Annotated in this window: 33 protein-coding genes; 13 read left to right on the forward strand and 20 right to left on the reverse strand. The window is 49.2% G+C overall.

From position 1 onward, the window contains the following. The 19 genes from ELR70_RS19545 to ELR70_RS19630 form a co-directional block, all read right to left on the reverse strand. A complete protein-coding gene (locus ELR70_RS19545; protein WP_054015379.1) occupies positions 1-480 on the reverse strand; it encodes a hypothetical protein in 480 nt (159 codons plus the stop codon). Between the two features lie 20 nt (positions 481-500). Continuing rightward, the gene (locus tag ELR70_RS19550) at positions 501-1352 is read right to left on the reverse strand and encodes a phage tail protein (protein ID WP_054015380.1); all 852 of its coding nucleotides are present in this window, start codon (positions 1350-1352) and stop codon (positions 501-503) included. After that, positions 1337-2173, reverse strand: coding sequence for a baseplate J/gp47 family protein (locus ELR70_RS19555; RefSeq protein WP_054015381.1), 837 nt, complete (start codon positions 2171-2173; stop codon positions 1337-1339). Before ELR70_RS19555 ends, ELR70_RS19550 begins: the two co-directional genes overlap by 16 nt. A gap of 66 nt (positions 2174-2239) precedes the next feature. Beyond that, positions 2240-2599: a hypothetical protein gene (locus tag ELR70_RS19560; RefSeq protein WP_054015382.1), complete on the reverse strand. Its 360-nt coding sequence runs from the start codon at positions 2597-2599 to the stop codon at positions 2240-2242. Between the two features lie 10 nt (positions 2600-2609). After that, on the reverse strand, positions 2610-3338 hold the full coding sequence (locus tag ELR70_RS19565; RefSeq protein ID WP_054015383.1) for a hypothetical protein: 729 nt from the start codon (positions 3336-3338) through the stop codon (positions 2610-2612). Positions 3339-3340: 2 nt separating this feature from the next. Next, the gene (locus ELR70_RS19570) at positions 3341-3895 is read right to left on the reverse strand and encodes a phage tail protein (RefSeq protein ID WP_054015384.1); all 555 of its coding nucleotides are present in this window, start codon (positions 3893-3895) and stop codon (positions 3341-3343) included. A gap of 7 nt (positions 3896-3902) precedes the next feature. Beyond that, complete coding sequence (locus tag ELR70_RS19575; RefSeq protein WP_054015385.1) at positions 3903-4625, reverse strand: phage tail protein I; 723 nt, start codon at positions 4623-4625, stop codon at positions 3903-3905. Next, entirely contained in the window at positions 4618-5283 is a 666-nt protein-coding gene (locus ELR70_RS25530) for a baseplate J/gp47 family protein (protein ID WP_347232139.1), read from the reverse strand. Before ELR70_RS25530 ends, ELR70_RS19575 begins: the two co-directional genes overlap by 8 nt. Then, positions 5166-5606 carry a hypothetical protein gene (locus tag ELR70_RS25535; protein WP_241566329.1) on the reverse strand — a complete coding sequence of 147 codons (441 nt, stop codon included), beginning with the start codon at positions 5604-5606 and terminating at the stop codon, positions 5166-5168. Before ELR70_RS25535 ends, ELR70_RS25530 begins: the two co-directional genes overlap by 118 nt. Before the next feature lie 79 nt (positions 5607-5685). Further along, positions 5686-6051 carry a hypothetical protein gene (locus ELR70_RS19585; RefSeq protein ID WP_054015387.1) on the reverse strand — a complete coding sequence of 122 codons (366 nt, stop codon included), beginning with the start codon at positions 6049-6051 and terminating at the stop codon, positions 5686-5688. Positions 6052-6060: 9 nt separating this feature from the next. Next, complete coding sequence (locus tag ELR70_RS19590) at positions 6061-6666, reverse strand: hypothetical protein (RefSeq protein WP_054015388.1); 606 nt, start codon at positions 6664-6666, stop codon at positions 6061-6063. 42 nt (positions 6667-6708) lie between these two features. Continuing rightward, positions 6709-6975 (reverse strand): hypothetical protein, encoded by a 267-nt coding sequence (locus ELR70_RS19595; protein WP_054015389.1) that lies wholly within the window; start codon positions 6973-6975, stop codon positions 6709-6711. A 33-nt stretch (positions 6976-7008) separates the two neighbouring features. Next, a complete protein-coding gene (locus ELR70_RS19600; RefSeq protein WP_054015390.1) occupies positions 7009-7566 on the reverse strand; it encodes a phage tail protein in 558 nt (185 codons plus the stop codon). Positions 7567-7581: 15 nt separating this feature from the next. Then, the gene (locus ELR70_RS19605) at positions 7582-8493 is read right to left on the reverse strand and encodes a phage tail protein I (protein ID WP_054015391.1); all 912 of its coding nucleotides are present in this window, start codon (positions 8491-8493) and stop codon (positions 7582-7584) included. 9 nt (positions 8494-8502) lie between these two features. Continuing rightward, entirely contained in the window at positions 8503-9324 is an 822-nt protein-coding gene (locus tag ELR70_RS19610; protein ID WP_054015552.1) for a baseplate J/gp47 family protein, read from the reverse strand. A 159-nt stretch (positions 9325-9483) separates the two neighbouring features. Next, positions 9484-9729 (reverse strand): hypothetical protein, encoded by a 246-nt coding sequence (locus ELR70_RS19615; protein WP_054015392.1) that lies wholly within the window; start codon positions 9727-9729, stop codon positions 9484-9486. Between the two features lie 36 nt (positions 9730-9765). After that, positions 9766-10185: a glycoside hydrolase family protein gene (locus ELR70_RS19620; protein WP_054015393.1), complete on the reverse strand. Its 420-nt coding sequence runs from the start codon at positions 10183-10185 to the stop codon at positions 9766-9768. A 10-nt stretch (positions 10186-10195) separates the two neighbouring features. Then, a complete protein-coding gene (locus ELR70_RS19625; protein WP_054015394.1) occupies positions 10196-10558 on the reverse strand; it encodes a hypothetical protein in 363 nt (120 codons plus the stop codon). Next, the gene (locus ELR70_RS19630) at positions 10533-10808 is read right to left on the reverse strand and encodes a helix-turn-helix transcriptional regulator (RefSeq protein WP_054015395.1); all 276 of its coding nucleotides are present in this window, start codon (positions 10806-10808) and stop codon (positions 10533-10535) included. The genes ELR70_RS19625 and ELR70_RS19630 overlap by 26 nt, the downstream gene beginning before the upstream one ends. 547 nt (positions 10809-11355) lie before the next feature. On the opposite strand from ELR70_RS19630, the gene ettA reads away from it, so the two are divergent. From ettA to ELR70_RS19650, 4 genes are all read left to right on the forward strand, one after another. Then, entirely contained in the window at positions 11356-13020 is a 1665-nt protein-coding gene (gene ettA / locus ELR70_RS19635) for an energy-dependent translational throttle protein EttA (protein WP_054015396.1), read from the forward strand. Positions 13021-13145: 125 nt separating this feature from the next. Next, complete coding sequence (locus ELR70_RS19640; RefSeq protein ID WP_054015397.1) at positions 13146-13508, forward strand: PilZ domain-containing protein; 363 nt, start codon at positions 13146-13148, stop codon at positions 13506-13508. A 331-nt stretch (positions 13509-13839) separates the two neighbouring features. Then, positions 13840-14772: a DMT family transporter gene (locus ELR70_RS19645; RefSeq protein WP_241566330.1), complete on the forward strand. Its 933-nt coding sequence runs from the start codon at positions 13840-13842 to the stop codon at positions 14770-14772. 29 nt (positions 14773-14801) lie between these two features. Further along, complete coding sequence (locus ELR70_RS19650; protein WP_054015398.1) at positions 14802-15890, forward strand: alkene reductase; 1089 nt, start codon at positions 14802-14804, stop codon at positions 15888-15890. A 46-nt stretch (positions 15891-15936) separates the two neighbouring features. On the opposite strand, the gene ELR70_RS19655 is transcribed toward ELR70_RS19650, so the two are convergent. Next, positions 15937-16134, reverse strand: a complete 198-nt coding sequence (locus ELR70_RS19655; RefSeq protein ID WP_054015399.1) for a hypothetical protein — start codon at positions 16132-16134, stop codon at positions 15937-15939. 132 nt (positions 16135-16266) lie between these two features. On the opposite strand from ELR70_RS19655, the gene ELR70_RS24950 reads away from it, so the two are divergent. From ELR70_RS24950 to ELR70_RS19690, 9 genes are all read left to right on the forward strand, one after another. Continuing rightward, positions 16267-16428: a hypothetical protein gene (locus ELR70_RS24950; RefSeq protein ID WP_160317377.1), complete on the forward strand. Its 162-nt coding sequence runs from the start codon at positions 16267-16269 to the stop codon at positions 16426-16428. Positions 16429-16809: 381 nt separating this feature from the next. Further along, positions 16810-17511: a spondin domain-containing protein gene (locus tag ELR70_RS19660; protein ID WP_054015400.1), complete on the forward strand. Its 702-nt coding sequence runs from the start codon at positions 16810-16812 to the stop codon at positions 17509-17511. Positions 17512-17521: 10 nt separating this feature from the next. Continuing rightward, on the forward strand, positions 17522-18295 hold the full coding sequence (locus ELR70_RS19665) for a spondin domain-containing protein (RefSeq protein WP_054015401.1): 774 nt from the start codon (positions 17522-17524) through the stop codon (positions 18293-18295). A 76-nt stretch (positions 18296-18371) separates the two neighbouring features. Next, positions 18372-19097 carry a response regulator transcription factor gene (locus tag ELR70_RS19670; RefSeq protein WP_054015402.1) on the forward strand — a complete coding sequence of 242 codons (726 nt, stop codon included), beginning with the start codon at positions 18372-18374 and terminating at the stop codon, positions 19095-19097. Beyond that, on the forward strand, positions 19094-20560 hold the full coding sequence (locus ELR70_RS19675) for a HAMP domain-containing sensor histidine kinase (RefSeq protein WP_054015403.1): 1467 nt from the start codon (positions 19094-19096) through the stop codon (positions 20558-20560). The genes ELR70_RS19670 and ELR70_RS19675 overlap by 4 nt, the downstream gene beginning before the upstream one ends. 175 nt (positions 20561-20735) lie before the next feature. After that, positions 20736-20870, forward strand: coding sequence for a hypothetical protein (locus ELR70_RS25745; RefSeq protein WP_268795160.1), 135 nt, complete (start codon positions 20736-20738; stop codon positions 20868-20870). A gap of 317 nt (positions 20871-21187) precedes the next feature. Next, positions 21188-21496, forward strand: a complete 309-nt coding sequence (locus ELR70_RS19680) for a hypothetical protein (protein WP_054015405.1) — start codon at positions 21188-21190, stop codon at positions 21494-21496. A gap of 120 nt (positions 21497-21616) precedes the next feature. Beyond that, a complete protein-coding gene (locus tag ELR70_RS24955) occupies positions 21617-21988 on the forward strand; it encodes a hypothetical protein (protein WP_054015406.1) in 372 nt (123 codons plus the stop codon). Positions 21989-22605: 617 nt separating this feature from the next. Beyond that, entirely contained in the window at positions 22606-23136 is a 531-nt protein-coding gene (locus ELR70_RS19690; RefSeq protein WP_054015407.1) for a hypothetical protein, read from the forward strand. Positions 23137-23148: the final 12 nt, after the last annotated feature.

Genomic DNA, 23148 nt, shown 5'->3' on the forward strand with positions numbered 1-23148 from the left:
CTAAAAACTCATCACAAATTCAAAACTTTCTCGCACCCCAGGCTCTCTCACCAAAGGTGCGCGATGGTCCAGTAACAACAAGGTTCCCGGGGATGCAACTTGCTCCGGCGGCACGTATACCTGCCCTGCTGCCACATCGGCTGTGAACGTGGTGCCAGAAAAGATCCCCAGCTCACGAACGGTCTCGCCCTGAGCATCTTCAAAATCAAAAACAAACTGACAGTAAACATGGCGTGTAGGCTCAGCGCTGTGGCGATAACGCGCACCCTGCACTTCAATCTCGCCCTGCTCGTGCGGTTCGCAAAAACCTTGCACTTTGACTTTGCGATATCCCAGAGGGTCGGCCAGATGCGCAGCACTGATTGGCTCGGATGGTGGCGTCTGCCAGTTGCCATCACCACGGCCCCATGCCAGATAAAGTGGGGTTTGGGCGACACTGCGTGCAAGCAGAGTCCGCCCGTTAAAGGTGAAAATAGACAATGTAACTCCTTGTTTAGAGGTTAAGTAAGTGAGTAATGACACTGGACAAGCTGAGGTGTCTGGCTGTGTGACCAGCTCACCGTTGACCAGCTTCCCTGCCAGAGTCCGGGTTGGGTATGGATGTGACTGGCAACGTTACGTTGATGTGAGATACCAGCGAGAAGGTTACAGGTAGTCGGTTCACTGAGTACCAATGAGCCCAGGCGACTGCTGTGGACTTGACCCCACAATTGCCCTCGCTTGCGAACTACGCCATTCCCGCTGTGTGCAGATATATCAGTTCCATCGCAGTGGGAACGCTGGCGGGACAGCCTTATTTGTTTGCCATCTTGCAAGGTATAGCGAAAGCCGGACCGATCACTGAGCAAGTCGCCAAACTGACCTGACGAAAGTGCCAGTTCACGAATGTCAAGCTGATAGGTTACCCTGACCAGCTGACTTCGAGCCGGTGCACTAAGCTCGCTAAGTTGCGCCAGCCGATTGAGCTGCCACTCTCCGGGGACACTATCAAGGTGCAACTGATAACGGTAAAAGTGCCGCAGTGACCCCGACTCTTCAATCTGCAATAAGGGCACACCGAGCCAGCCTACTGCCATAGCCAGACTAGCCCGGGTACCCCGGATCCGTTGCCAGCTTAGGCCCTGCAACAGCACCTCATCCAAATTGTCCAGATAAGGTTCCAGCGGATCCAAGCCATATTCCCATACCAGCCAGGGTAACAGGTTCGGATTGGGGTGAGACTTAAACCCTCTCAGCAGTGAAATGCCTGTTTCCAGTGTCTGAGTGAGTTGTCCGTGCTGATCCAGCGTCCATTGCAATGTGGTGTGATTGGGTGGCACTAAGGGCGTATTCGGAGTTAAGTTTTCAGACATAAGCTTACCTGCTTGAGCTGGACATATTGATTTGCCGCAACCTCAACCAAAGTGGCCGGCGTATGGATCTCCACGTGCTTAATACCTGCGACATGCAACTGCGCACTAAGCCAGCTGGGGGTCATCACTGTGCCCAACGCCAGCTCAGTCTGCCATGCGGCACGTAGCTTACTTTCCAGTTGTTCAAACACCCGTAATGGGGTATTTGGATTGAGATAAATATCAGCGTGGACATCCACCTCAATGGCCTCAGCCAGCTCAACCTCTACCGTATCTGTCAGTACTTTGACTTCATCGCTGAGTACATAGCTTCGAACCTCTTGTAATGCCGATGTAGGCTCCTGTTCGGTATGAAAGAGCACCGCCACCCTTACCTTACCGGGCTCGGGACTGTCGACTTCCACATCGCGGATCGCGCTGGGAGCCGCGGTCAGAGCTGCATTGCGATAGTGATCTTTACTGCCCGCCGTGCTGGATGCCAGTGTCTTTTGTCGGATCCGCTGGCGAAACCCGCTATCAGCTTCATTTGCCGCCCGCAGAACACCGTAGAACAACCCCAGCTGATCCAGGTCGGCATCCTGTGCAGTCGCCAGTAAGTTCGACTGCACCGCCTCATTAATACGCTGGCGTAGCAGTAATTCACGGTAACTCTCGACCTGCAGGCACACCGATAACGGGTCGCTTTGCAGGGACAGTGCGTCTGCATACTGAGGCGCAAGGGCTTTAAACCGCGCCACCCGCGCCTGATAAATGTCTTCAAATTCAATAGATTCTAAAATATCGGGCGCAGGAAGCGCCGTAAAATCGAAAAGATCGGTCATGGAGTGCCTCAGGGTGAGTAAAGGCTGCCTTAGAGACTGCCTTGAAGTGCTTCTGGAATGGAGTGATTAGGATGCTAAAATCTCAGACACCCCTTTGGCGCGGTTTTGAATATCAGACAAAACCACCTCCGTCCCTTTTTGTTGATAGGGAAAATATAGGGCACCAGAATCAACTTGCTCACTGATTGTACCAATAAGATCGACACAGTTTTGTGCCGTGGGTTTAATGTCATCCAGAGAATTTGCACTGGCAATTGCAGACACCAGTTTGGAAAGCTCCACCAATAACAAATGGGCCGTATCTGAAGTCGTACCTAACAGTGACTCACTGTCGCCGACTTGTTGCGTGATTTGGCCACGTTTAACTTGCTTTTCCAGGCTTGCCAGTATGGCCTGATGTGCTTCTGGGGTTGGAATTTGATCCATTTCGATACTCCTATACTTTGATATGCGGATAGTTAACAACGCGGTCAACGGCAAATGTCGTGTTTCCACCAAAATCGACGATGTTTTGTGGCTGCTTGTCAGCCGGAACCTGAGGGCTGACTGCGTTGACAAAACGAACAAAAAGCCGAGTATAGGGGTGTAGTCCGGCAATACTCAGACAGGGGATCATCACCATCTTAGCGCAACTATTCCATCCACCAGTTGTGTAAACAGTTGCGCCCTGAGCCTCTATTGCTGCATCGATCTGCTCACTGTTCGCATGTTCATTTGCCAGTACGAACTGCATATTAGAACGACTCCAGTCCGCGGCATATTGGGTGGGAGACTCTGAGTAACCAGGCTCATAGCTGTAGCCATTTTTTAAATGGACTCGCGTTAAAGCGCCTGCTACCGGATATTGGTGATAACCAATACCACTTACAGGCACAAGCTTCCACTTAGACATATGTGGCTGTTGTGGATCGGCCTCAATCTCCATAGATGCTTTAGAGTGCGCAACACCATCATAATAATTGATACGCATGTCCGAATGACTGGCAGCCAGGTTAGCGATGGCCTGGTCCATACGTGCCTCAGCACTGGCGACTGTGGCGTTAATCGCGCCTATTTTTCCAGTGACAGTTTGGGTCAGCGTGTTGTTTGACGCCACCAGCTCTCCATTGGTTTGCTGCAATGCAGCGATACGCTGATCCAGCGACATAGTTTGTGAATTACTCATAGTTACACTCCTAGTTCGAGTAAACGGTCGTTAAATTGAATTTGTCTGTGGTTTGACTGCAGCTGGGCAATGGCCATACTGGTTTGCGCTTCGGTCATGGCCACAAATTCGGGGGTGTAAAACAGGTTCAGATCCCCGCTGGTACTGACGGTCAAATGCTCAAAGGGCACCGCCGTTAATGTCAGGTCAAAGCCCTGTACAACGCGGGCAACCGGAGTCTGATAGAACAGTACATGCTCCGGGTGCGACCAGATGGCAAATAGCGTTTTCTGCGCATCATCAGAGTGATCGTTGAGATAAAAACCTACTTCACGAACCGCGTATTGCGTATCATCGGTAAATACGCCGGACAAATGAAACTGGCCATCGCCGACCACGCGACCATCGGTGACCGGCACGTTGTTACGCTCATTTTGCAGGCGCGTCTGAGTGCGATTGGGCACATAGCCTTTGTCGCCCACGCCGATGCGCCCGATCTCTAATTGAATGCCATGGGTCTGGGCATTCACGGCGGCATTGATCCCCGCCTGGGTAATAATGGGTGTATAGATACTCATAGGTTGCCTAAACAGTTATCATCATGACCTGTTGCAGCTGTGTCGTGGCCATCCCATTGGCCACCCACACCGCGCTACTCAGTTGCATCTGGGCAGACTGACTTAAGCGGCTTGTCGACACAGACAAAGACTGTGCCGCTCCTGACAGGTATATTGATGAAGGTGAAAAAGAAAAATCGTATAGTTCAGACCACCGCCCCGTCTGAGCGCTCAGTGAGTTTGCGCCCGAAGCCAGACCAAGCGTCTTATGTTGCATCACACCAACACTAAACTGGATCTGACTACGACATGGTTTAGTGGCCGCCACGGTTTGCCATAGCTGGGCCTGAAGCTTAGGCGTTAGCAGGGTGTTGCCCTGCGGGTCGAGGTTGTCATGGGCCAGTGCCAGTAACTCAGCACTGTGCGGCACGCTGCCGGTTTGCCACCACTCTTGCAACTCGACACTGGCATTCAGGCTATTCAGAGACTGCTTAATTGCCCCGACGGTGCCTTTGATCCTGTGATTAGGTACGCTGTCGGCAATGACCTGACGCTGAATATGCTCGGGCCAGAGGCTATCCCAGCTATCTACGCTGAGCCCATCGGCCAGCCAGGGCAAAAAATGCGCCGGGCAGCGCCACGGATCCCAAATTTGCGAAATGGGCACAGGCACCTTAGAAATACGACTTCCAGCCTTATCCAGTGCTTGCTCAAATTCGCTGGCCTGACAGGGCAAGAGTGATTCAGACATGCTCGCCTCCGATGTCGACCTCAATCGCAGTGCAATAAGCGGCTTCATCCTGCGCTACCGCGATGTCCCACTGAGGCTCCAGTAACTCAACCCGCTGAACCCCTTCGCGGTGCAGTACCGCATACAGGGCTGACAGCGAAATGTCATGGCCGAGTTTGTAGTGTTCAGAGAGCCACCCTGCGGTAGTGTCTAATGCCTTCTGTTGGATGGCATTGCTATCCATACCGGGATAAAGATACAAACGCGCATTAATGGTAAACGGCTTTATTGTTGCGGATTTCACCCGCACCCGATCGGTCAGTGGACGGATCTCATCCTGATTGAGATACGTCTGCACTGTATTCAGTAAAGTGTCTGATGCCAGACCCGAGCCTTCATCACTGAGGATAGTCACTGCCACATCACCCGGCATCGGCTCGCTCAATCCCGCGTTTGATGTACAGTTCAGTACGAATGCGCTTGTCGCGTTGCCATCAGTCACTGAAGCACGCTCAAATTCAGGTGCGGATACATACACATCCCGTACCTTTGGCGATGCTTTCAAGGCGTGAAACACATAAGCGCCGGCTGGTCCTGCGGTGCTGAATCCTTCCAGCGCCAGACGAATTCGCTCGCGATAGCGCTCATCACTTTCATACTGGGGGGAACAGGCGGTGATACAGAGTTATCGCCTGCCAAGAGCATCGCACGACTGACTCCAAAGCGCGCGCCCAGGTAATCCAGCTCAGCGCTGCTGGCTTTGGCCAGTAACACCGCTTCGGCCGCCTCATTAATGCGCTGCCTTAAGAGCATTTCCCGGTAAGCAAAGGCCTCTATGAGCTTTATGGCGGGGTCACTGGCATAATCCAGCCCCCCGCCGTCATAGCGCTGTGAAAAGTCCGCCACGATGGCGGTTTTTATCTCATCAAAGCTCAGCGGCTCTATCAGTTTTGGCGCAGGTAAACGTGCCATATCTATGGCACTAAAATTGGTCAGAGACATAGCAGCTCCTGATATTACAAGTTTGGAAATAAAGGCAAAGGGCAGCGCAAGAATGCGGCAGGCGGGCAAGGGTTAAGAATTACAGCAGGTCGTTAACGCCATTGGCGCGGTCAATGATCTCCTGTTTTACGGTATCCAGCCCTTTGCTTTGATACGGGAAAGTCAGCTCACCCGTTGCCACTTTGCCTTCAATATCACCAATGGTGGCTTTCAGTGAAGTCACTGACGCTTTTACGTCGTCTATGTCTTGAGCTGCTGACAGTTTATTGACAAAGCCACTGAGTTCATTGAGTAAAATGTGGGCAATGTCGGTGGCAGTGCCAACCAATGTGCCATTGTCGGCAATATAATAGTTAATTTGGTTACGTAGCTGGTTACGCTGTTGAGCTTCCTGTACTGTTTGCTGTTGCTCTAGAGAGCCCAATTCTGCTGTTTGAGTACTCATAATTGTTCCTTATGCCTGATCTGCCGGTGATACTGTTACATCATCTTCAGGTGAGAAAATAACCTGGATATCTCCATGCTTAATGAGCCTGTATCCTCCCATTTGCATTGTGTCTACGCTTATTGTTAGAAAATAAGTATCCGTGAAAGAAAGGCGACAATACACATGCTCATCTTTTCCTCGGTATAAGGATGGCGCATGCGTACCAGTACATTGAGTATTGGTTAGCTTGTTACCATTTTTATAGCAGTAACCTACAAAGGTTGCCGATACGGCTTTGCTCTCACCATAGGCATACCCTGACACTGTAATGTGAAACATCTGGTTGTCTTCAGATACCTTAAAAGGCAGCTTTAAATGAACATTGGTTTCTAAGCGTTCACCCGTGAAGGCATTGGCTACTCCAATCGCACGGGTGCCCATTGTTCCATCACCGATAATCCTAAGATCATCCAGCGAACTATCCACTCGGGCCTTTTGTTGTGCAACAAAGTTATTCACTTCCGTCATTTTGCTGCTAACGGCGCTATCAATACTCTGAATTTTGTTGTCTACCGTGCTGGTCAGCGCTTCTGACGCTTCAACCAGGCTGGCAATATCGTGTTCTAATGCCATACATCTCTCCGTTTAAAATTGGAATTAAAAAGTTAAATAAAATTAGGTTCTTGGAAACTGTGCTTTAATGGTGTTGCGTGCCCCCAGCCAGCGTTCACGGGCTTTACCCGCCTGTGGGCTATGCTCGCCATATTCCGCGCAGGCAGCCAGAAACTGAAAGGCCAGGCCATCACTGTGTTGTTGATAAGCCTGCACCCGGGCGGCATCCACCTGCGCCTGGTGTTGCAGCGCTTTGGCTTGTTTGAGTAATTTGATGGCCTCTTCGGCCAGCTGTTGTGCTCGCTCAGGAGCCGTTTTGTACTGAGTCATAATGGTGCCTCCTTGTTTATTCTGCTCAGGCGCCTAAAGCACGCCCTGATCCATCAATGCAAACTTCATTTTCAGGTGACGATGCATATTGCCAATTTGTGCCTTGCCCATTTTGGCAAGCTCTGGTGCGACCAAAATATTGAACTCAACTCCCTGGTCGATCACCGTGATTGAGTCCGAAGGCACACCCGTAAGGGCCAGGTCAAATGCCAGCAGCAATTCAACATCGTTGGATTTATATGCAATTGATTCAGTCGGGGAAGAATACACAGCGAACAACACATGCTGAATTTCGCCATTGACTTCCTCTTCGGTGTAGAAGCCGATTTCGTTAACGAAAAACCCCTCACCTGCGATCGGCTCAGCGTCACGCACAGTCAGATGTAACTGTTTGCCATCGGCCAGGGTTTTGGCACTGGCCAGCTCCAGTCTGTACTTTTCATCCTGTAAACGGGTGATCCCCTCATGTGGCTGATAGCTGCCACTGCCCAGACCTACTTTGCTGATTTTGGCTTTAAAGCCACCTTGTTGCGCCCTGAACAGCGCCGATAACCCGGCCGAGGTGATCACGGGTTGTAGTAAAATGCTCATTGTTAAAAAACTCCTTTACGCAGAAACGCTAAGCGTGCCGTAGCAACGCACAGCACTCACCCGGCGGCGACTGATGTGCATCACCGCAGCAGCGCAACTGCGACTATTAATAAACTCATCGGGAATACGCTGCTCTGTCAACCCTCTGAAACGAACGACCTGCACAGGCTTACGAGTCATGCACATTGCCTGACGTAAACCACATTGCCACGCTCGGTGGCGCAGTTTATCCACTGCGCTGCGGTGTCTGAGCACCTGATAGCGCGCGCGTGATAAGTTGCCAGCCACAGACAGCCCAACCTGGCTATCTCGCTGTTTGGCTTTGTCACCAATACACGGCTCGACCGCCCCATACACACGCTTGTGCGTAACCGGATGAATAATTCCGCCCACCGCCGCATGACTTGCCATTTTCATTCCCACCAGAAAATCAAAGTGGGCCTTTTGCGGCTTGGTCTGATTAGTCACCCGATAAATGGCGTCATACAGAGCCTGGTCGAGTTTGATGGCCCGGCTGGTGTAAGGCAGCGCATTGGCCCAGGCAACAAAAACAAAGGTATGTGGCTCTTTGCTCAGGTATGGCGCCAGATAGACATCGTCCGTCTGTTCAAACCATTCGAAAAACTCAAGCTCCAGACCCAGAGAGGACAGAGCCCGCTTCACCGCACCGACTGTGCCCTTGTGTTTATGGATGGGTACTGAGCGCGCGATCAACGCCCGCTTGGTTTCCACCGACCAGTTTTCGTCCCACTCATCAACCGACAATGACCACGCCAGCCAGGGCAGCAGTGACTCAGGACAGTGTTGTGGATCCCATAGGGTGGCTATGTGCTCAGGAATGATGCCTCGTCCATCAGACGTCGAGTTCAGTAAGCCTCGCTCCAGTGCGCTCGATCCAGGCGGTAGCAACTTTGGTGTTTCACTCACAACCCCCTCCTAGAAAAAACTCAGTTGTAGCGACAGGCTTACCGCCCCAGTCACGCTGGGCGTAATATCATCAGCCGGAGACAACAACTTAATTTTGCGGACGCCCCCCTGGTGCAACATATCGATAATGGCTGAATGGGGGACCTCTTTACCCAGGCGGGTGTGCTGCTGATTAAAGACATCCAGTGCCGTATCAATTGCTAACCTGACCTGAGCTTCACTGACACCTGGATTAAGGTAAAGATGTGCCTCAACGAGCGTGTTTGTGGGCCTGACTACCGAAACCTGCACCTGATCGGTTAATGGCCGAATATCCTCGTGATTTAGATGCGCAGACACCGCCGCTTGCACTGATGCAGTATCACTTCCGGATTCTGTTAGCACCGTGATATCGACCACGCCTGGCGTATTGGACTGTACATATACATCGCGCACTCTGGCGTCGGCCGACATAGCCTGAAACTGATAAGCACCGGCGGTACCAGCCATGCTGTGACTTTCCAGCGATAATGGCACTCGGGCACGATATCGTTCATCACTTTCCCCTTCAGCACGGCTCACCCCAAACAAGACGCCCAAATGATCCAGATTACTGCCGGTAGCAAAAGCCAGCATCACAGCGTGAGCCGCATCATTTACTCTTTGTCTGAGCAACAGCTCACGATAAGCGGCCACTTCCAGCACTTTCACCGCAGGATCTGAGGCCAGTAAAGCCTGCTCGGGTATCTGATCCGTCAAAGCTGTCATCAGCTGTGCGCGGATCTCCTCATAATTAAGCGTTTCTATCACTTCTGGCGGTGCCAGGCGTGACAGGTCAATCGCAGTGTTCATAGATTTTTCCTCTGGCACAACCATCCCTTCCTGAGCAAGCATTCTCAGGCAGATGCGTTGTTGATTTGAGAGCTGGTCAGTTCGACCCTGGACTTAGCAAATAAGGCTCAGACTGACAGAGCGGGTTGGTAACAGGGCTGTCACCGTCGGGGTCACGAATTAGTTGTTGTTGCGCTTTGCACTTAACAGGGCGTCAAGTTTCTTGTCTATAGAGTCGAGACGCTTTTCAATGCGTTTCTGATCTTCTTTGCGGATCTGCTTCAGATGCGCCAACTCCTGCGAGTTTGTGGTGATCCGCTTGTCCAGATCATTGAGATATAAAATACCCGACACCAGTAATGCTATGGTGGTCAGGATATGAGCCAGATTCAGCTCCTTTTTCATTTGCCATTGATCGGCTTGCATGGTTTGGCCACCTCCTCATTCATAGTTACCCCCAATTTAAGACTGCCACTGACCACTGAGCATTTGCTGTGCCAGCTCCTGGGCACGTTCCGGAACTTGCCTGGCCCAGCGGCTATCCAGCATTTCCAGTGCAGCCCGCTCAAAGTCACCATTTTGTACTGCATCCAGCATGTTACTAAAGCCCAGCAATCCCTGTACGCCGAGGTTAAAGGCCATATTCGTCAATACCGCCTGACGGGCCTCATTACAGTAAGAGGTATCCACTCGCCGTCGCACTCCAGCCTGCGCATTGGCCACGTCTTGTGCCAGCAGCTGCTCGGCTTCTTCTTCGGCTATGCCGTTTTGTTCCAGATTTCTGCCATACCCGATTGTGAGTTTGCCAGCCGTACAGTAGTAAGGGAAACGACGAAATCCCTCATGCTTTTTTATCTGCTCAACTGTGTTCATAATTGTCATGGTGCCCTCCTTAAGGCTGACACAAGGTCTGCAATAAACTGCGTTCCGCTTTAACCAGCCAAAACTCTAACGATCGCTTTGAGTCAAAGCCCAGTGTTTTTGCAACCTGAGCTATGTCTCCTTCGACCAGATACTTGCCCCGCAGTGCTCGAATGCATTCAGGCCGCAATTGTGCAATTTGCTGCGTCAGTGCCTCTATTTCTTCGGGAACACTCATCATATCGCTGCTCACATAGCGAGCGCTGGAGTCACCTATCCGCTCGGTTACAGCCTGACGGCTGAATCCTTTTCCCAGTTCTTTTGCTCGCCAGAAGCGACCCCAGCGTTTTAAAGCACTGCGTAGCTGCTTAATGGTTGGTTGTGTCATCATCATTGATCTTTCCTATTACTTCTAAAATATCGAGTGAGTAAACATCCTCGACCAGACCGACAACGTCGTTCCACCTAGGGCTGTATTCTTTATTTTCCCACCGTCTCAGTGTGCGCTCTTCAACGCCATAATGTGCCGCGGACTCAGCCTGAGTGTAACCTCTCAGACGACGGGCGAATCTCAGGATATCTGCACCCAAAGGGGTTCTTTTTTGCTGCGTTAACCGCGGCTTTGCATACATATATTGCTTCATCGTTTTCCTTATACTGTGAAGTCATTCATTCAACTAAACAGCATCCTATACGCGGCTTGCGGTATGCAGCACTCAGTATGCAATGACGAGCTAAAGTAAGCTGTCACAGACAACCGTGGTCACTGTTTATATTTGTGGTCATTGAATTAAGCTGATGCGTTAGTGAACTAAGTAGGCTGTTCACTCACTCCATGTAACATCCGCTGTTATAAGTGTGCAGGCGCCGGGACTGAAGGAAAAGTGCGCTGATGCAGAAATCGCATCACATGTTTACAACTCCATGTCATAGCTTTATCAAGCTTAGGGCTATAATACCTTTTTCATTGGTCCAAAACAGGTCAAAAATGCCCTAACAATTATAAAGTTAAAATTCAGCTCAGATTCTTATAGAAACTCACTTGCAGATCTTGACACCAGAGCAGAAAGTTAACAATTGTAAATTTCAAGAGGGCGTTCTGCACAAAATGGTCTGTGTACCAGACAAAGATTGCCCCAATGCACGGCATTCACTAAAATAACCACATCTAAACAAAGAGAAGCAAAATTCATGGCTCAATATATCTATACAATGTCGCGGGTGAGCAAAGTAGTGCCACCCAAACGCACAATCCTAAAAGATATTTCTCTGTGCTTTTTTCCCGGTGCCAAAATCGGTGTCCTTGGTCTGAACGGTGCAGGTAAATCAACCCTGCTACGCATTATGGCTGGGGTAGATACTGAGTTTGAAGGGGAAGCACGTCCACAACCGGGCACAAAAATTGGCTACCTGCCACAGGAGCCGGTGCTGGATGAAAGCAAAACGGTCCGTGAAACCATTGAAGAAGCAGTGAGTGAAGTAAAACGCGCACTGAGCCGTCTGGATGAAGTATACGCTGAGTATGCAATGGAAGACGCTGACTTTGATGCATTGGCGAAAGAACAAGGTGAGCTGGAAGCAATTATTCAGGCACATGACGGCCACAATCTGGACAACGCACTAGAGCGTGCAGCCGACGCACTGCGTCTGCCTGAGTGGGATGCCAAAATTGAGCATCTGTCTGGGGGGGAGCGTCGCCGGGTTGCAATTTGTCGTCTGTTACTTGAAAAGCCAGACATGCTGTTACTGGACGAACCGACCAACCACCTGGATGCAGAATCGGTTGCCTGGTTAGAACGTTTCTTGCACGATTACGAAGGTACCGTGGTTGCCATTACCCACGACCGTTACTTCCTCGACAACGTTGCAGGTTGGATCCTCGAACTGGACCGCGGCCATGGTATTCCATGGGAAGGCAACTACTCTTCATGGCTGGAGCAAAAAGATGCTCGTCTGAAGCAAGAAGAGAAGTCTGAAAAAGCACGCCAAAAGTCTATTGAGAAAGAGCTTGAGTGGGTTCGCTCGAATCCCAAAGGTCGTCAGGCTAAATCTAAAGCTCGTATGGCACAGTTTAGTGAACTACAGCAGTCGGATTACCAAAAGCGTAACGAAACCAATGAACTGTTTATTCCACCTGGACCTCGTCTGGGCGATCAGGTCATTGAAGTGAACAACCTGACCAAGAGCTTTGGCGATCGCGTACTGATCGACAACTTAAGCTTCTCTGTACCAAAAGGTGCAATCGTTGGGATTATTGGTGCCAACGGTGCCGGTAAGTCAACCCTGTTCAGAATGCTAAGCGGTCAACACCAGCCAGACAGTGGTGAAATTGTACTGGGTGAAACCGTGGAGCTGGCCACCGTTGAGCAGTTCCGTGATGATATGGATGGCAACAACACCGTATTCCAGGAAGTGTCAGACGGTCAGGACATCCTGAAAATTGGTAACTTTGAAGTGCCCAGCCGTGCCTACGTAGGCCGCTTTAACTTTAAGGGCAACGACCAGCAGAAGTTCGTAAAAGAGCTCTCTGGTGGTGAGCGCAACCGACTGCACCTGGCTAAACTGCTAAAAGCGGGTGGTAACGTAATCCTGCTGGATGAGCCGACCAATGACCTGGATGTTGAAACCCTGCGTGCACTGGAAAACGCCATCCTGGAATTCCCGGGCTGCGTAATGTGTATTTCGCACGACCGTTGGTTCCTTGACCGTATTGCGACGCATATTCTGGATTACCGCGACGAAGGCCAGGTGAACTTCTTCGACGGTAACTATACCGAATACGAAGAGTGGCTGAAAAAGACCTATGGTGCAGAAGCCGCGGAGCCTAAGCGCATCAAGTACAAGAAAATTGGTTAATCACCAGAAAAAGCCCTGATTTTCAGGGCTTTTTTATGTCTGATTTAAACCAGAAATTAGCCCGTGAAGTGGAGACTCAGCAAAAAACTGGCTAAGCTATAGATAAACAAGCTAAGAGAAGACTAATGAAAGAACGTAGACGATTTTCACGCGTACTGTTTTCCAACCCGGCCGTACTCATGACTGCCAGTGGGGACTACAGGTGCGAAGTGATCGACCTGTCACTGAATGGCGCCCTGCTGACTTTGCCTGTGGGATATGTGCCCCTCAAAGACGAGCCAGCCAGCTTGCGCTTTGCTCTACCGCAAAGTGACATACAGATTGCAATGGAAGTGCAGATCCGTCACATCGAAGAAGGCCACCTTGGCGTACATTGCAGTCAGATTGATCTCGACAGTGTGACTCATTTGAAGCGACTGATTGAGCTAAATCTGGGTGATGATGATGTACTACACCGAGATTTGGAACAGCTAATCCTGCACGACTAAGCCTTCACAGCCTGCGTGTTTGCCCTGTTACTAACCATTGGCAGGGCCTCGCCTGCTATTACACACCACAAGCAGCCACCTGAACCCAGGCGCCACAGCACTTCTCTGTGACCTTTCCTGACTTTATCTGAAACTCTTAAAAATTTAATCAATTGATAGTTATGTAAATATCAGATTGACCTCTTCAAACACAAATAACTTCACATAAAGATACTTGACAAAAAGATAGCCCACCAATAATCTCTATATCAAGATTAATCACGACAAGATATTTTTAAAAACGGAGAAAAGCGATGAACAGATCCATTGAATTGCTCAGATCAGCAATGCCATGGCAGTACAAACGTGCAGGGCACACCCTATGGTGGTTACTCGTCGCTATGGTTGCTCCTGTTATCTGGGGAGCACATACGTTGTCACTACAGAAATGTTGCCAGCTGATAGCCCTTTAATGGCAGCTGTATTCAGAGCGCTACCTGCGGGTCTGCTATTACTCTTTTTTACCCGTGTGTTACCTCAAGGACGCTGGTGGTTACGCACACTCATTCTCGGGGTACTGAATATTGGCGGATTTTTTTATTGCCTGTTTGTGACGGCTTACCAGCTTCCGGGCTCAGTGGCAGCACTGGTAATGTCGAGCCAACCGATCCTGGTCATGATACTGGGTGCGTTATTTCTCAAAGAGTCTCTTAAGCTTAATCAGTTCATTGCTTGCCTGACAGGCATTGCAGGCCTGTCAATCTTGGTTCTCGAACCCAGTATGGTGTTGCCTGCACAAGGCGTGCTGGCCGGGCTGGCTGGTGCAGCGTCGATGGCTACTGGTCTGGTGCTGACCAAAAAGTGGGGGAAACCAGAGGGTGTGTCTGTTGCTACATTCACAGGTTGGCAACTCACCGTTGGGGGACTCTTTTTGCTCCCGTTCGGGCTCATACAAGAGGGCTTACCCGCCACATTCACTGTTAATAATCTGCTGGGATATGGGTATCTGAGCCTGGTCGGTGCGCTGCTGGCTTATCTGATATGGTTCAAAGCCATTGAACAATTGCCCGTATTCAGCGTGTCTTTTGTGTCGTTCGCCAGCCCGCTGAGTGCAGCATTATTGGGGTATTTCATTCTCGATGAAACCCTGACATTTAACCAATTGCTTGGCGCCGGGGCTATTGTGCTGGCCATTGTTATCTCTCAGCGCCACGCTTTTGCCCCCTCGAAGGTTGCAGGCTCAAGCACCAAAACCCACAACCAGCTAAGTTCCAAACCATCTTAATACTTTTCGGAAAATATAAGGAAAATACTATGCACACTTTATTTGAACCTGTTCAGTACGGCAGCATCGCTACGTCTAACCGATTTGTAATGGCACCTATGAGCCGTAACCGGGCCACAGAACACGGCCATGCAACGGCGCTGATGGCAACCTATTACGGTCAGCGCGCGAGTGCCGGGTTGATCATCTCTGAAGGCATACAACCCAGCCAGGTTGGTCAGGGTTATATGAATTCGCCTGGACTGCACACACTGCCGCAGGCAAAAAGCTGGCAACAAGTAACCGATTCGGTACACGCACAAGGCGGCAAAATTGTTGCACAGCTCATGCACTGTGGTCGCATAGGTCACCCCAGCCTGTATCCCAGTGCACACCAGTCTGTCGCCCCCAGTGCCATAACAGCGCAAGGTAAGACGTATACGCCGGATGGTATGAAAGACTTTGCCCCACCCCGGGCGCTCACAATGGATGAAATCCAAAGTACAATTTCAGACTACGTACAAGCGGCCAGATACGCCATTGAGGGCGGCTTTGATGGGGTTGAAATCCACGCTGGCAACGGGTTTCTGCCGCACCAGTTTCTGGCCAACAATACCAATCAGCGACAAGACTGCTATGGTGGCAGCATTGAAAATCGAACACGTTTTACGCTGGAAATAGTCGCGGCAGTATCAGACGCGATTGGCGCCGATCGCGTCGGCTTGCGTATTTCGCCTCACAATACCTTCAACGATATCGCCGAAACGGACAGCGAACAGTTATACAGTGCGCTGATTCAAGCACTGCCCACTAATTTGGCTTATCTACACATAATGGAAGCTGCATCCCGTGCAACCAGTGACGCAATACGTCAAGTATGGAAAGGGGCATTGATCCTGAACCCACATAACCGCTGGGAAGATGGACCCGTCACGCCAGCAATTGCTGACAAGGTATTGCAACAAGATCTGTGCGATGGAGTGAGTCTGGGTGCTTTATTTGTCGCAAACCCGGATCTGGTAGAACGAGTCAGGCAGAACGCACCTTTAAATGAAATGGATGACAGCACCCTGTACGGCGGTGACGCCAAGGGTTACACGGATTACCCGACACTAAACGAAGTTGCTCAGGCGGTATAAATCAACAAACAAGGGGTGACCAGTCACCCCTTCTTATACAAACCTGTTAATTACATCCTTCCCAGGTCTGGCAACGACGTTGTGTCAGACAATCTGCGTCCCACGTCATGCAATAGTACTTTTGCTCTGTCCAGCAAGCGTAGTAAGAACCCGCGCCACCAGCGACATTCGGTGTTTGACCTTCCAGCGCTTTGCCGGAGAACGTTAAACGTTTGAGCTGCTTTTTATTTAGATTAAGCTTCATCACAGTTTCCTTGTAGTTGTTTTAGGTAATACCAACCCAAGCGTATCACAGATAAATTAATTAAATATTTTACTTTGTTTTCACACTCATCCTATGTTAGTTTGATTATCGTAACAATCAAAGGAGATAACTATGTTACTAAAACTAAAAAAGAAACCAATGAAAGCTCTATCTAACGACAAAGCGGGCGTACCTGCAAACATGACACCACAAGTTGCTGGTGGTGTAGAGCAAACTTACTACTGCTGGTCAGATCATCGCTGCCCAGGCACACAAACTTCTTGGGTGTGCTAATCACTCACTGAAGTTTAAGCCCGCTGAACGAATCACTTATCAGGCGGGCTTATCAGGTAGCTTGATTTAAAACATTCTTTTACCCAGCTCTTACTCAAACAACTCCCCCTCTGTTCACAAACTTTATTCTACTAAACGTAAGGATATGCCCCCTGTAGGTTCGAGTGCATCAGCCCGGTATAGCTTCTTATACATACCACTAATTTACCTTTTTGCTTTTCCACCAGCTCTGGCATCAAATTTCAATCTAAAATCATCCTAAAAACCGGTCCAAACAGAAAAGTCACAACATTGTGATGGTTTTGTGATAATTCCGGGAGCGATTTTCCATAATTTGCCTGCATGCTTGTCAGGGTCAAATCCAAACAACAAGAGTAAATTATGAAAACACGCATCATCCCCCTCATCACAGGTATTTTACTGGCATCTGGCACAGCCAGCGCCGCTTCTCTGGACGTTAAGATCACTAACCTGACACAGGGGATCTACTTTACCCCCTTGCTGGTGAGTGCCCATACCAGCAACGCCATGTTATTCCAAACTGGAGAGCAAGCGTCTGAAGCACTTCAGGCGATGGCCGAAGGTGGTTCTCTAACCGGTCTGAGCGAAATACTGACGGGTATCAATGCCAACGCCATGGAAAACCCGGCTGGAGGCCTGCTCGGCCCGGTTGCTTCAACAATGACCAGCCTGGAAACCGATGCGGGCAACGACCGTCTATCAATTGTCGCCATGATGCTGCCTACTAACGACGGTTTCGTTGGCCTCAATAGCTGGCCCATTCCAACCACACCTGGCACATATCATATTTACCTGAATGCTTATGATGCCGGAACAGAGGCAAACAACGAGCTGGTGGTGAATGGCTCTGGCGCCCCCAATACCCCAGGGATCCCCGCATCTCCGGGTGTCGATCCGGGTACTCAAGGTAGCGGCGTAACAGAAACAGAAAGTAATACGCTTGTTCATATTCATCGCGGCAATCTGGGGGATGACGACTCGACAGGCGGTAAAAGCGATTTACACAACACCGTTCACCGCTGGTTAAATCCAGTTGCTAAAGTGACTGTAACGGTTAAGTAAGGGGTCCATTATGAAACTACTCAGACTTACCCTGCCTGCAGCCTGCTTAGTCTTGGCGGCGTGTGGCAGTGACAATGACGACCCTATGCCAACTACGATGCCGGATGAAGATATGCAAATGGTCGATGACCCTGCCCCTGTCGATCCAGACCCAGTTGATCCGGTCGACCCGGCTGACCCAACCCCGACGACTGTCGAGTTAACGATCACGGCAACAAACCTGACCTACGCACAGCCCTTGTCTCCCATCGCAGTTGCACTGCACCAGGAGGGGCAATTCTGGCAAGTGGGCGAACCGGCCAGCAATGCACTGGAGGTACTGGCTGAGGGAGGCGATAACAGCGACCTGCTTGCACTCGGTGTTGTGCAGAGTAAGGCGAGCGCAACCGCCCCCTTACCACCGGGACAAAAAGCCCAGCTAACTCTGACCCATGACTCGCTTGACGGGCAAAAGTTATCTCTGATCTCCATGATGGTGAATACAAATGATGGCTTTACCGGTCTTAATGCTTTGGATGTGTCTGCAATGACAGTGGGTCAAACCATGACGTTCACGACACATGCCTACGACGCGGGCACAGAGGCCAATACTGAAGCTCAGGGCACCATACCCGGCCCGGCGGATGGAGGCGCCGGATTTAGTGCCGACAGAGAAGCGTTAAACAAGGTGGCTATGCACCCTGGTGTGGTTGGAATGGATGATGGACTGACAACGTCTGTATTAACGAGCAGTCATAAGTTCGACAACCCGCTGATGACGGTCACCATTACAAGAACCAAGTAGTCTCCGAGCCGCTCCGTGACCGTTGCGGTTACGGAGCGCGAACAGCCGGTGTCAGCCACCGGTGCGGAGACCTGCTATGCAGCAAAAAGTGCTTATCGTTGAAGACGATGCCGATATTGCCGAGCTACTGCGCGTTCACCTGAACGAGCTGGATCTCGACGTCGAACACCTTGCCAGTGGAGAGCGGGTTATGCCACATCTGAGCAATCATCATTATGCCATCGTCATACTCGATATCATGCTGCCAGAAGTCGATGGCCTGACCTTGTGCCGGGAGATCAAAACACGCTACCCCAAAGTCAGTGTGATCATGATGACATCGAAAAGCAGTGAAATGGACCGCATTATTGGCCTTGAAATGGGGGCCGACGACTATATCTGCAAGCCCTTCAGCTACAGGGAATTTCAGGCCAGAGTTAAGGCACAGCTCAGACACATTAAGCTGTTGTGCGAACCACAGCAACAAACGGCAACATCCCCCAGCCCGATAGTGATTGGCCAGCTTCATATCGACCCACATTTTCATGAACTGACTTTACAGCAAACCCCCGTAGACCTCACCGCCACAGAGTTTGATTTGGTATTGTTTTTTGCCCGCCACCCTAACCAGGTGTTTTCCCGGGCTCAGCTTTTGGAGTCAGTGTGGGGCTATGATCATCTGGGCTATGAACACACTGTCAATTCCCATATTAACCGCATTCGCAACAAGTTTGATCAAATTACCGATCATACGATCATAGAAACCGTGTGGGGTGTGGGCTACAAACTTAATGCCAAACCGCTACAGCAGGAAATGCAATGACTCTCTCTCTTTATCACCGCCTCGCATTGACAATCACGGCCGTTTTTATGCTTATCGTGTCGGTGTTTGTCTGGTGGACCCAGAATCTGTCATCGGTTTCACGCGCGCAGGCAGAGCAACAACTGCATATTGGGCTTGCTGAGCATCTAGCACAGGACAACCCGCTACTCCAGCAAGGAGTCTACGACTATAAGGCGCTGGAGAACCTGTTTCATACCCTGATGGTGTTGGGCCCGGCATTTGAATTCTACTTTGTTGACCCCAGCGGCAAACTGCTCACCTATTCGGCCAAACCTGGTGAGGTAAAACGCGAATCGATTGATTTAAGCCCGCTGGTACAGCTGATCAACGCCCCCGCCAGACTCCCGGTATATGGCGATGATCCGCGCGCTTTAACAGGGCAAAAGATCTTTTCTGTTGCGCCTGTGTATAACGAACAAAAGTTGCAGGGATATCTGTACGTTATTATTGGTTCGTCGATTTATGACTCGATTGTGGCGCAGCTCAACAGTTCTGATCAGCTGGTAAAACAAGCCGTATGGCTGGGTGTCTTTTTGCTGCTTTTATTTATTACCCTGCTGTTGCTGTTCCGTTTTATGACCAAACCATTGAAGCGTCTGAATCAGTACATTCGCACCGTTGAGGCGCATAAATTTGATATTAAACAAGCACCCATGCTTGAGTGGCAGCAACAGGATAATGAAATCCATCAGCTGGGCAACGGTATCAACACCATGCTGCACACCATCAATCAGCAGATGTCCCAACTAACAGCGGTAGATGAGCAACGCCGCCAGTTACTGGCGCATCTGTCACATGACTTGCGCACGCCATTAGCCTCTTTACAGGGCTACCTTGAACTGGTTGAGCGAGGATCTGCGACAACCGGCGACATGCAGCGTTATATGAATATCGCCCTGAAAAACTGCTCGCAACTGAAAAATCTCATCGACCAGATCTTCGAGCTGGCGCATCTGGAGTCCGGACATACTCAGGTGCATTTTGAGGTCTTTAATCTGGGTGAACTCATATACGATGTGCTCGCCAAGTTTGCCCTCAAAGCCCAGCAGGCTGAGATCACCCTGCGCGTCACCCCCACGGAATGTGACTATGTGGTGTACTCAGACATTGCCAAACTGGAACGCGTACTGAGTAACTTAATAGAGAATGCACTGCGTCACACCCCGGCTGGTGGCATTATCTCTATTGCCGTAAATCCAAAGGATGGCGGTTACGATATCGCAGTTCAGGACACAGGGGTTGGGATCAGTCCCAAAGAGCTACCCTATATTTTTGAAGCGCGCTATCAGGCCAGTAACAGCAAAGGCTGTAAAAAAACCCACGCTGGCCTCGGCCTGGCCATAACCGCCAGACTATTAAAACTGCTCAAATCAGAAATCAAGGTAAACAGCCAACTTGGCCAGGGCAGCGAATTTGTATTTCAGATAAGAGGCGCCGAGTGACAACTCACTTGGCCTTTCGATAACCTCAGCACCCAGCTCTTTCGCCTGTAGCCCTGTGAGCAGTGCGGACAAACTTGAAAGTACCAAGCAACTGCTTATTAACACTGGGCAGGGTGTCTTATGAAATCTCAGGACGACAAAAAGAAATTCTGTTTACTGGGCGGGGGAGCAGCTGATGTCAGAAGCAAGAGCCTTACTATCTGAATTAGATAATGTGCTATTGGACTCTACGGATGGTGAAAAAATTAGCCAATTAATCAATGAACTGAGCCGCATTTACCAGCTAGTAGAACAGCAAACCCACACCTGAGAAAAACAGCAACAAGGCAGGCTCTGCCCACTTGTTTTATCGAGCAACCCAGGGTTTCGCTAACTTAGGAGCGTATCCAAATCAGGTTTTCCAAGTCACACAACACCGGACCTTGACAGTACCCTCTTAGTTGTTTAATCACGTTTTTGCGGCCCAGTTTGTCCAAATTTCACATAGCTATGACTTTGACAGTTGCAACAGATTGTTTACTATGCGTTTATTCCATGGAACTATAGGAGGTGTAATACAGCGCGTTTTGTCGGTTTATATTCCGACAACTTGAGGCTAAATACATTGGTAGTTTTCTTGGGATATTTATGCGTAAATTGCTTGCAATATTTTTTAGTTTGCTCTTATTAACAAGCTGTAATAACCATAAGAATGTAACTTCGGCAGAGTTTTTAAACGCATCTACTAAATTCGGTAAATCAGAAACTGTTAAACATGCTTCGTTTTTAGGTGTCAGAAACGAAAAGGCTTATATTCAAATTTGGCAGAAACTTGCCATGAGAGAAGCAGAACAGTATCGCACTATTTCTGTACCTCTAAGCGAGTTGCCACTTGAAGTACAAAGTAAAATAAAAGAAGGCATTGAACCTTGGGTTGTCGCAAAACTCGAAAACTAACAAAGCAATTATGATGGGACGCAAAAAACTTGACTCGCGTCACTTCATTCCTAATTTGGCTAGGCATTTATGCATCCCATTTTTCAGCGATAGACGACTCCCAGCATCCAGAGTAGGCCTATGAATTTGAGTAAATTTACTACTGTAATTGTGATAATTATAGCCTCTAGCTTCTTTGCACTCTCTCGTGACTCGTATGCAGAGTGTTCTGAGCTAATATTTTCTGGTATGTCAGATATAGAAATTACTCTGATTTCAGTTGAGTTGAAAAACAAACATATTACATACGACGTAAACAGTATTGAATGGGATCCAATCTCTGGACATTCCGTAAAGTTTTATAGCGAATATGAATCCGGCAAGCTCAACCTTGAATTGAGAACTCGTAATGGTTTGAGGTTCACGCTGCAAAATATAGAGTACAAGAATGGTGAGGCAAGCTACATCACTGAACATCAAGGAAAACTAAAGTATGTTAAAGCCCACTGGTAGTATATCGTCTAACAAGAAACTATGTCGTCAACAGCTAAACTTTTGCATTTGACGCTTCCCACACGATATCGCCTCAGAGCCTAAAAGTTTAAGGTAACGACGCTCTATCTTGGACAGGCAACTAAAGCCACTTTTTCGTAGCTCCCAGGGCGACCTGTTTGCCATATTCCAGCCATGTCCATTTATTGAAATTGGTAAATAAAAGTTGGTTATTATCGGGCAAAGTATCGACTGCCTTCATTAAAGAAACAAAACACCTGGAACGAATTTAGGGGCAGTTTTTTCTGGGTATTTCGTGTACGATGATGGCGTCACGCATGGTGATTTTAGGTATGAATATCTGGGGGTCTCTCAGAATTCGGTGTTATCTGTTTGCGTAAAAATCTAAGTTAAGGAGATCTTTTTGGGTATCAGTGTTTGGCAGTTACTAATAACTCCTGTGTTACTTAGTATTACAATTTTGCCAGTCTTAATGGCTTTATTTTCGAAACAAACTTCCAGGACCCAAAAAATTGTATGGTGTTTACTCTCCTTTATGTTTTCATGGGTTGGATATCTATCTTATTACTTTTTAGTGGTAAGAAGTCTTGGCAAAGACAATACATAAAGTTTCGCCAATGAAGAAAGTTCTGGTTTCAATTTATTCTACATTGCTGTGTGTTCTGGTTTGTATAGATGCCAAAGCACTCAGTATTGTGTGTGGGAAAATAGAAAGTGACACCGCCTTTAAAGAATTAGTAATAGGTCAAATACAGGCAAGTGAAATAGTTGCTTTGGTTGCGCCGGGCGAGCCGACAGACACAAGCACCACAAAACATAAAGTGCTGAACGTCTGGAAAGGTGTTGTCGGGGAACATATTTACGTCAGCGGCGGCACCAACCGTTCATTGCTGTTTACCAATCGAATAGAAGCAAATGGTCCATTAGAAATGCCAAATAGTTACTGTGGTTTGGATCATGATAAAGCGTTGGCTGTCATTCGAGGTTACTTTGGTGATGGCTACGCCCCATCGCCTCATCATATAGAAAAGCCCTATTCATCCTTTTTAGTAGATTGGCCTTTAGTGATGAGTTTTATGCTTCTGGCGGTTATTGGCTTGTACACTTATGTGTTTGTTCGCAACATGATGTTTTCACGTAAAAAATAAAACCCCGGCATT

Origin of the sequence: Pseudoalteromonas sp. R3, assembly GCF_004014715.1 — a bacterium.
GTDB lineage: Bacteria > Pseudomonadota > Gammaproteobacteria > Enterobacterales > Alteromonadaceae > Pseudoalteromonas.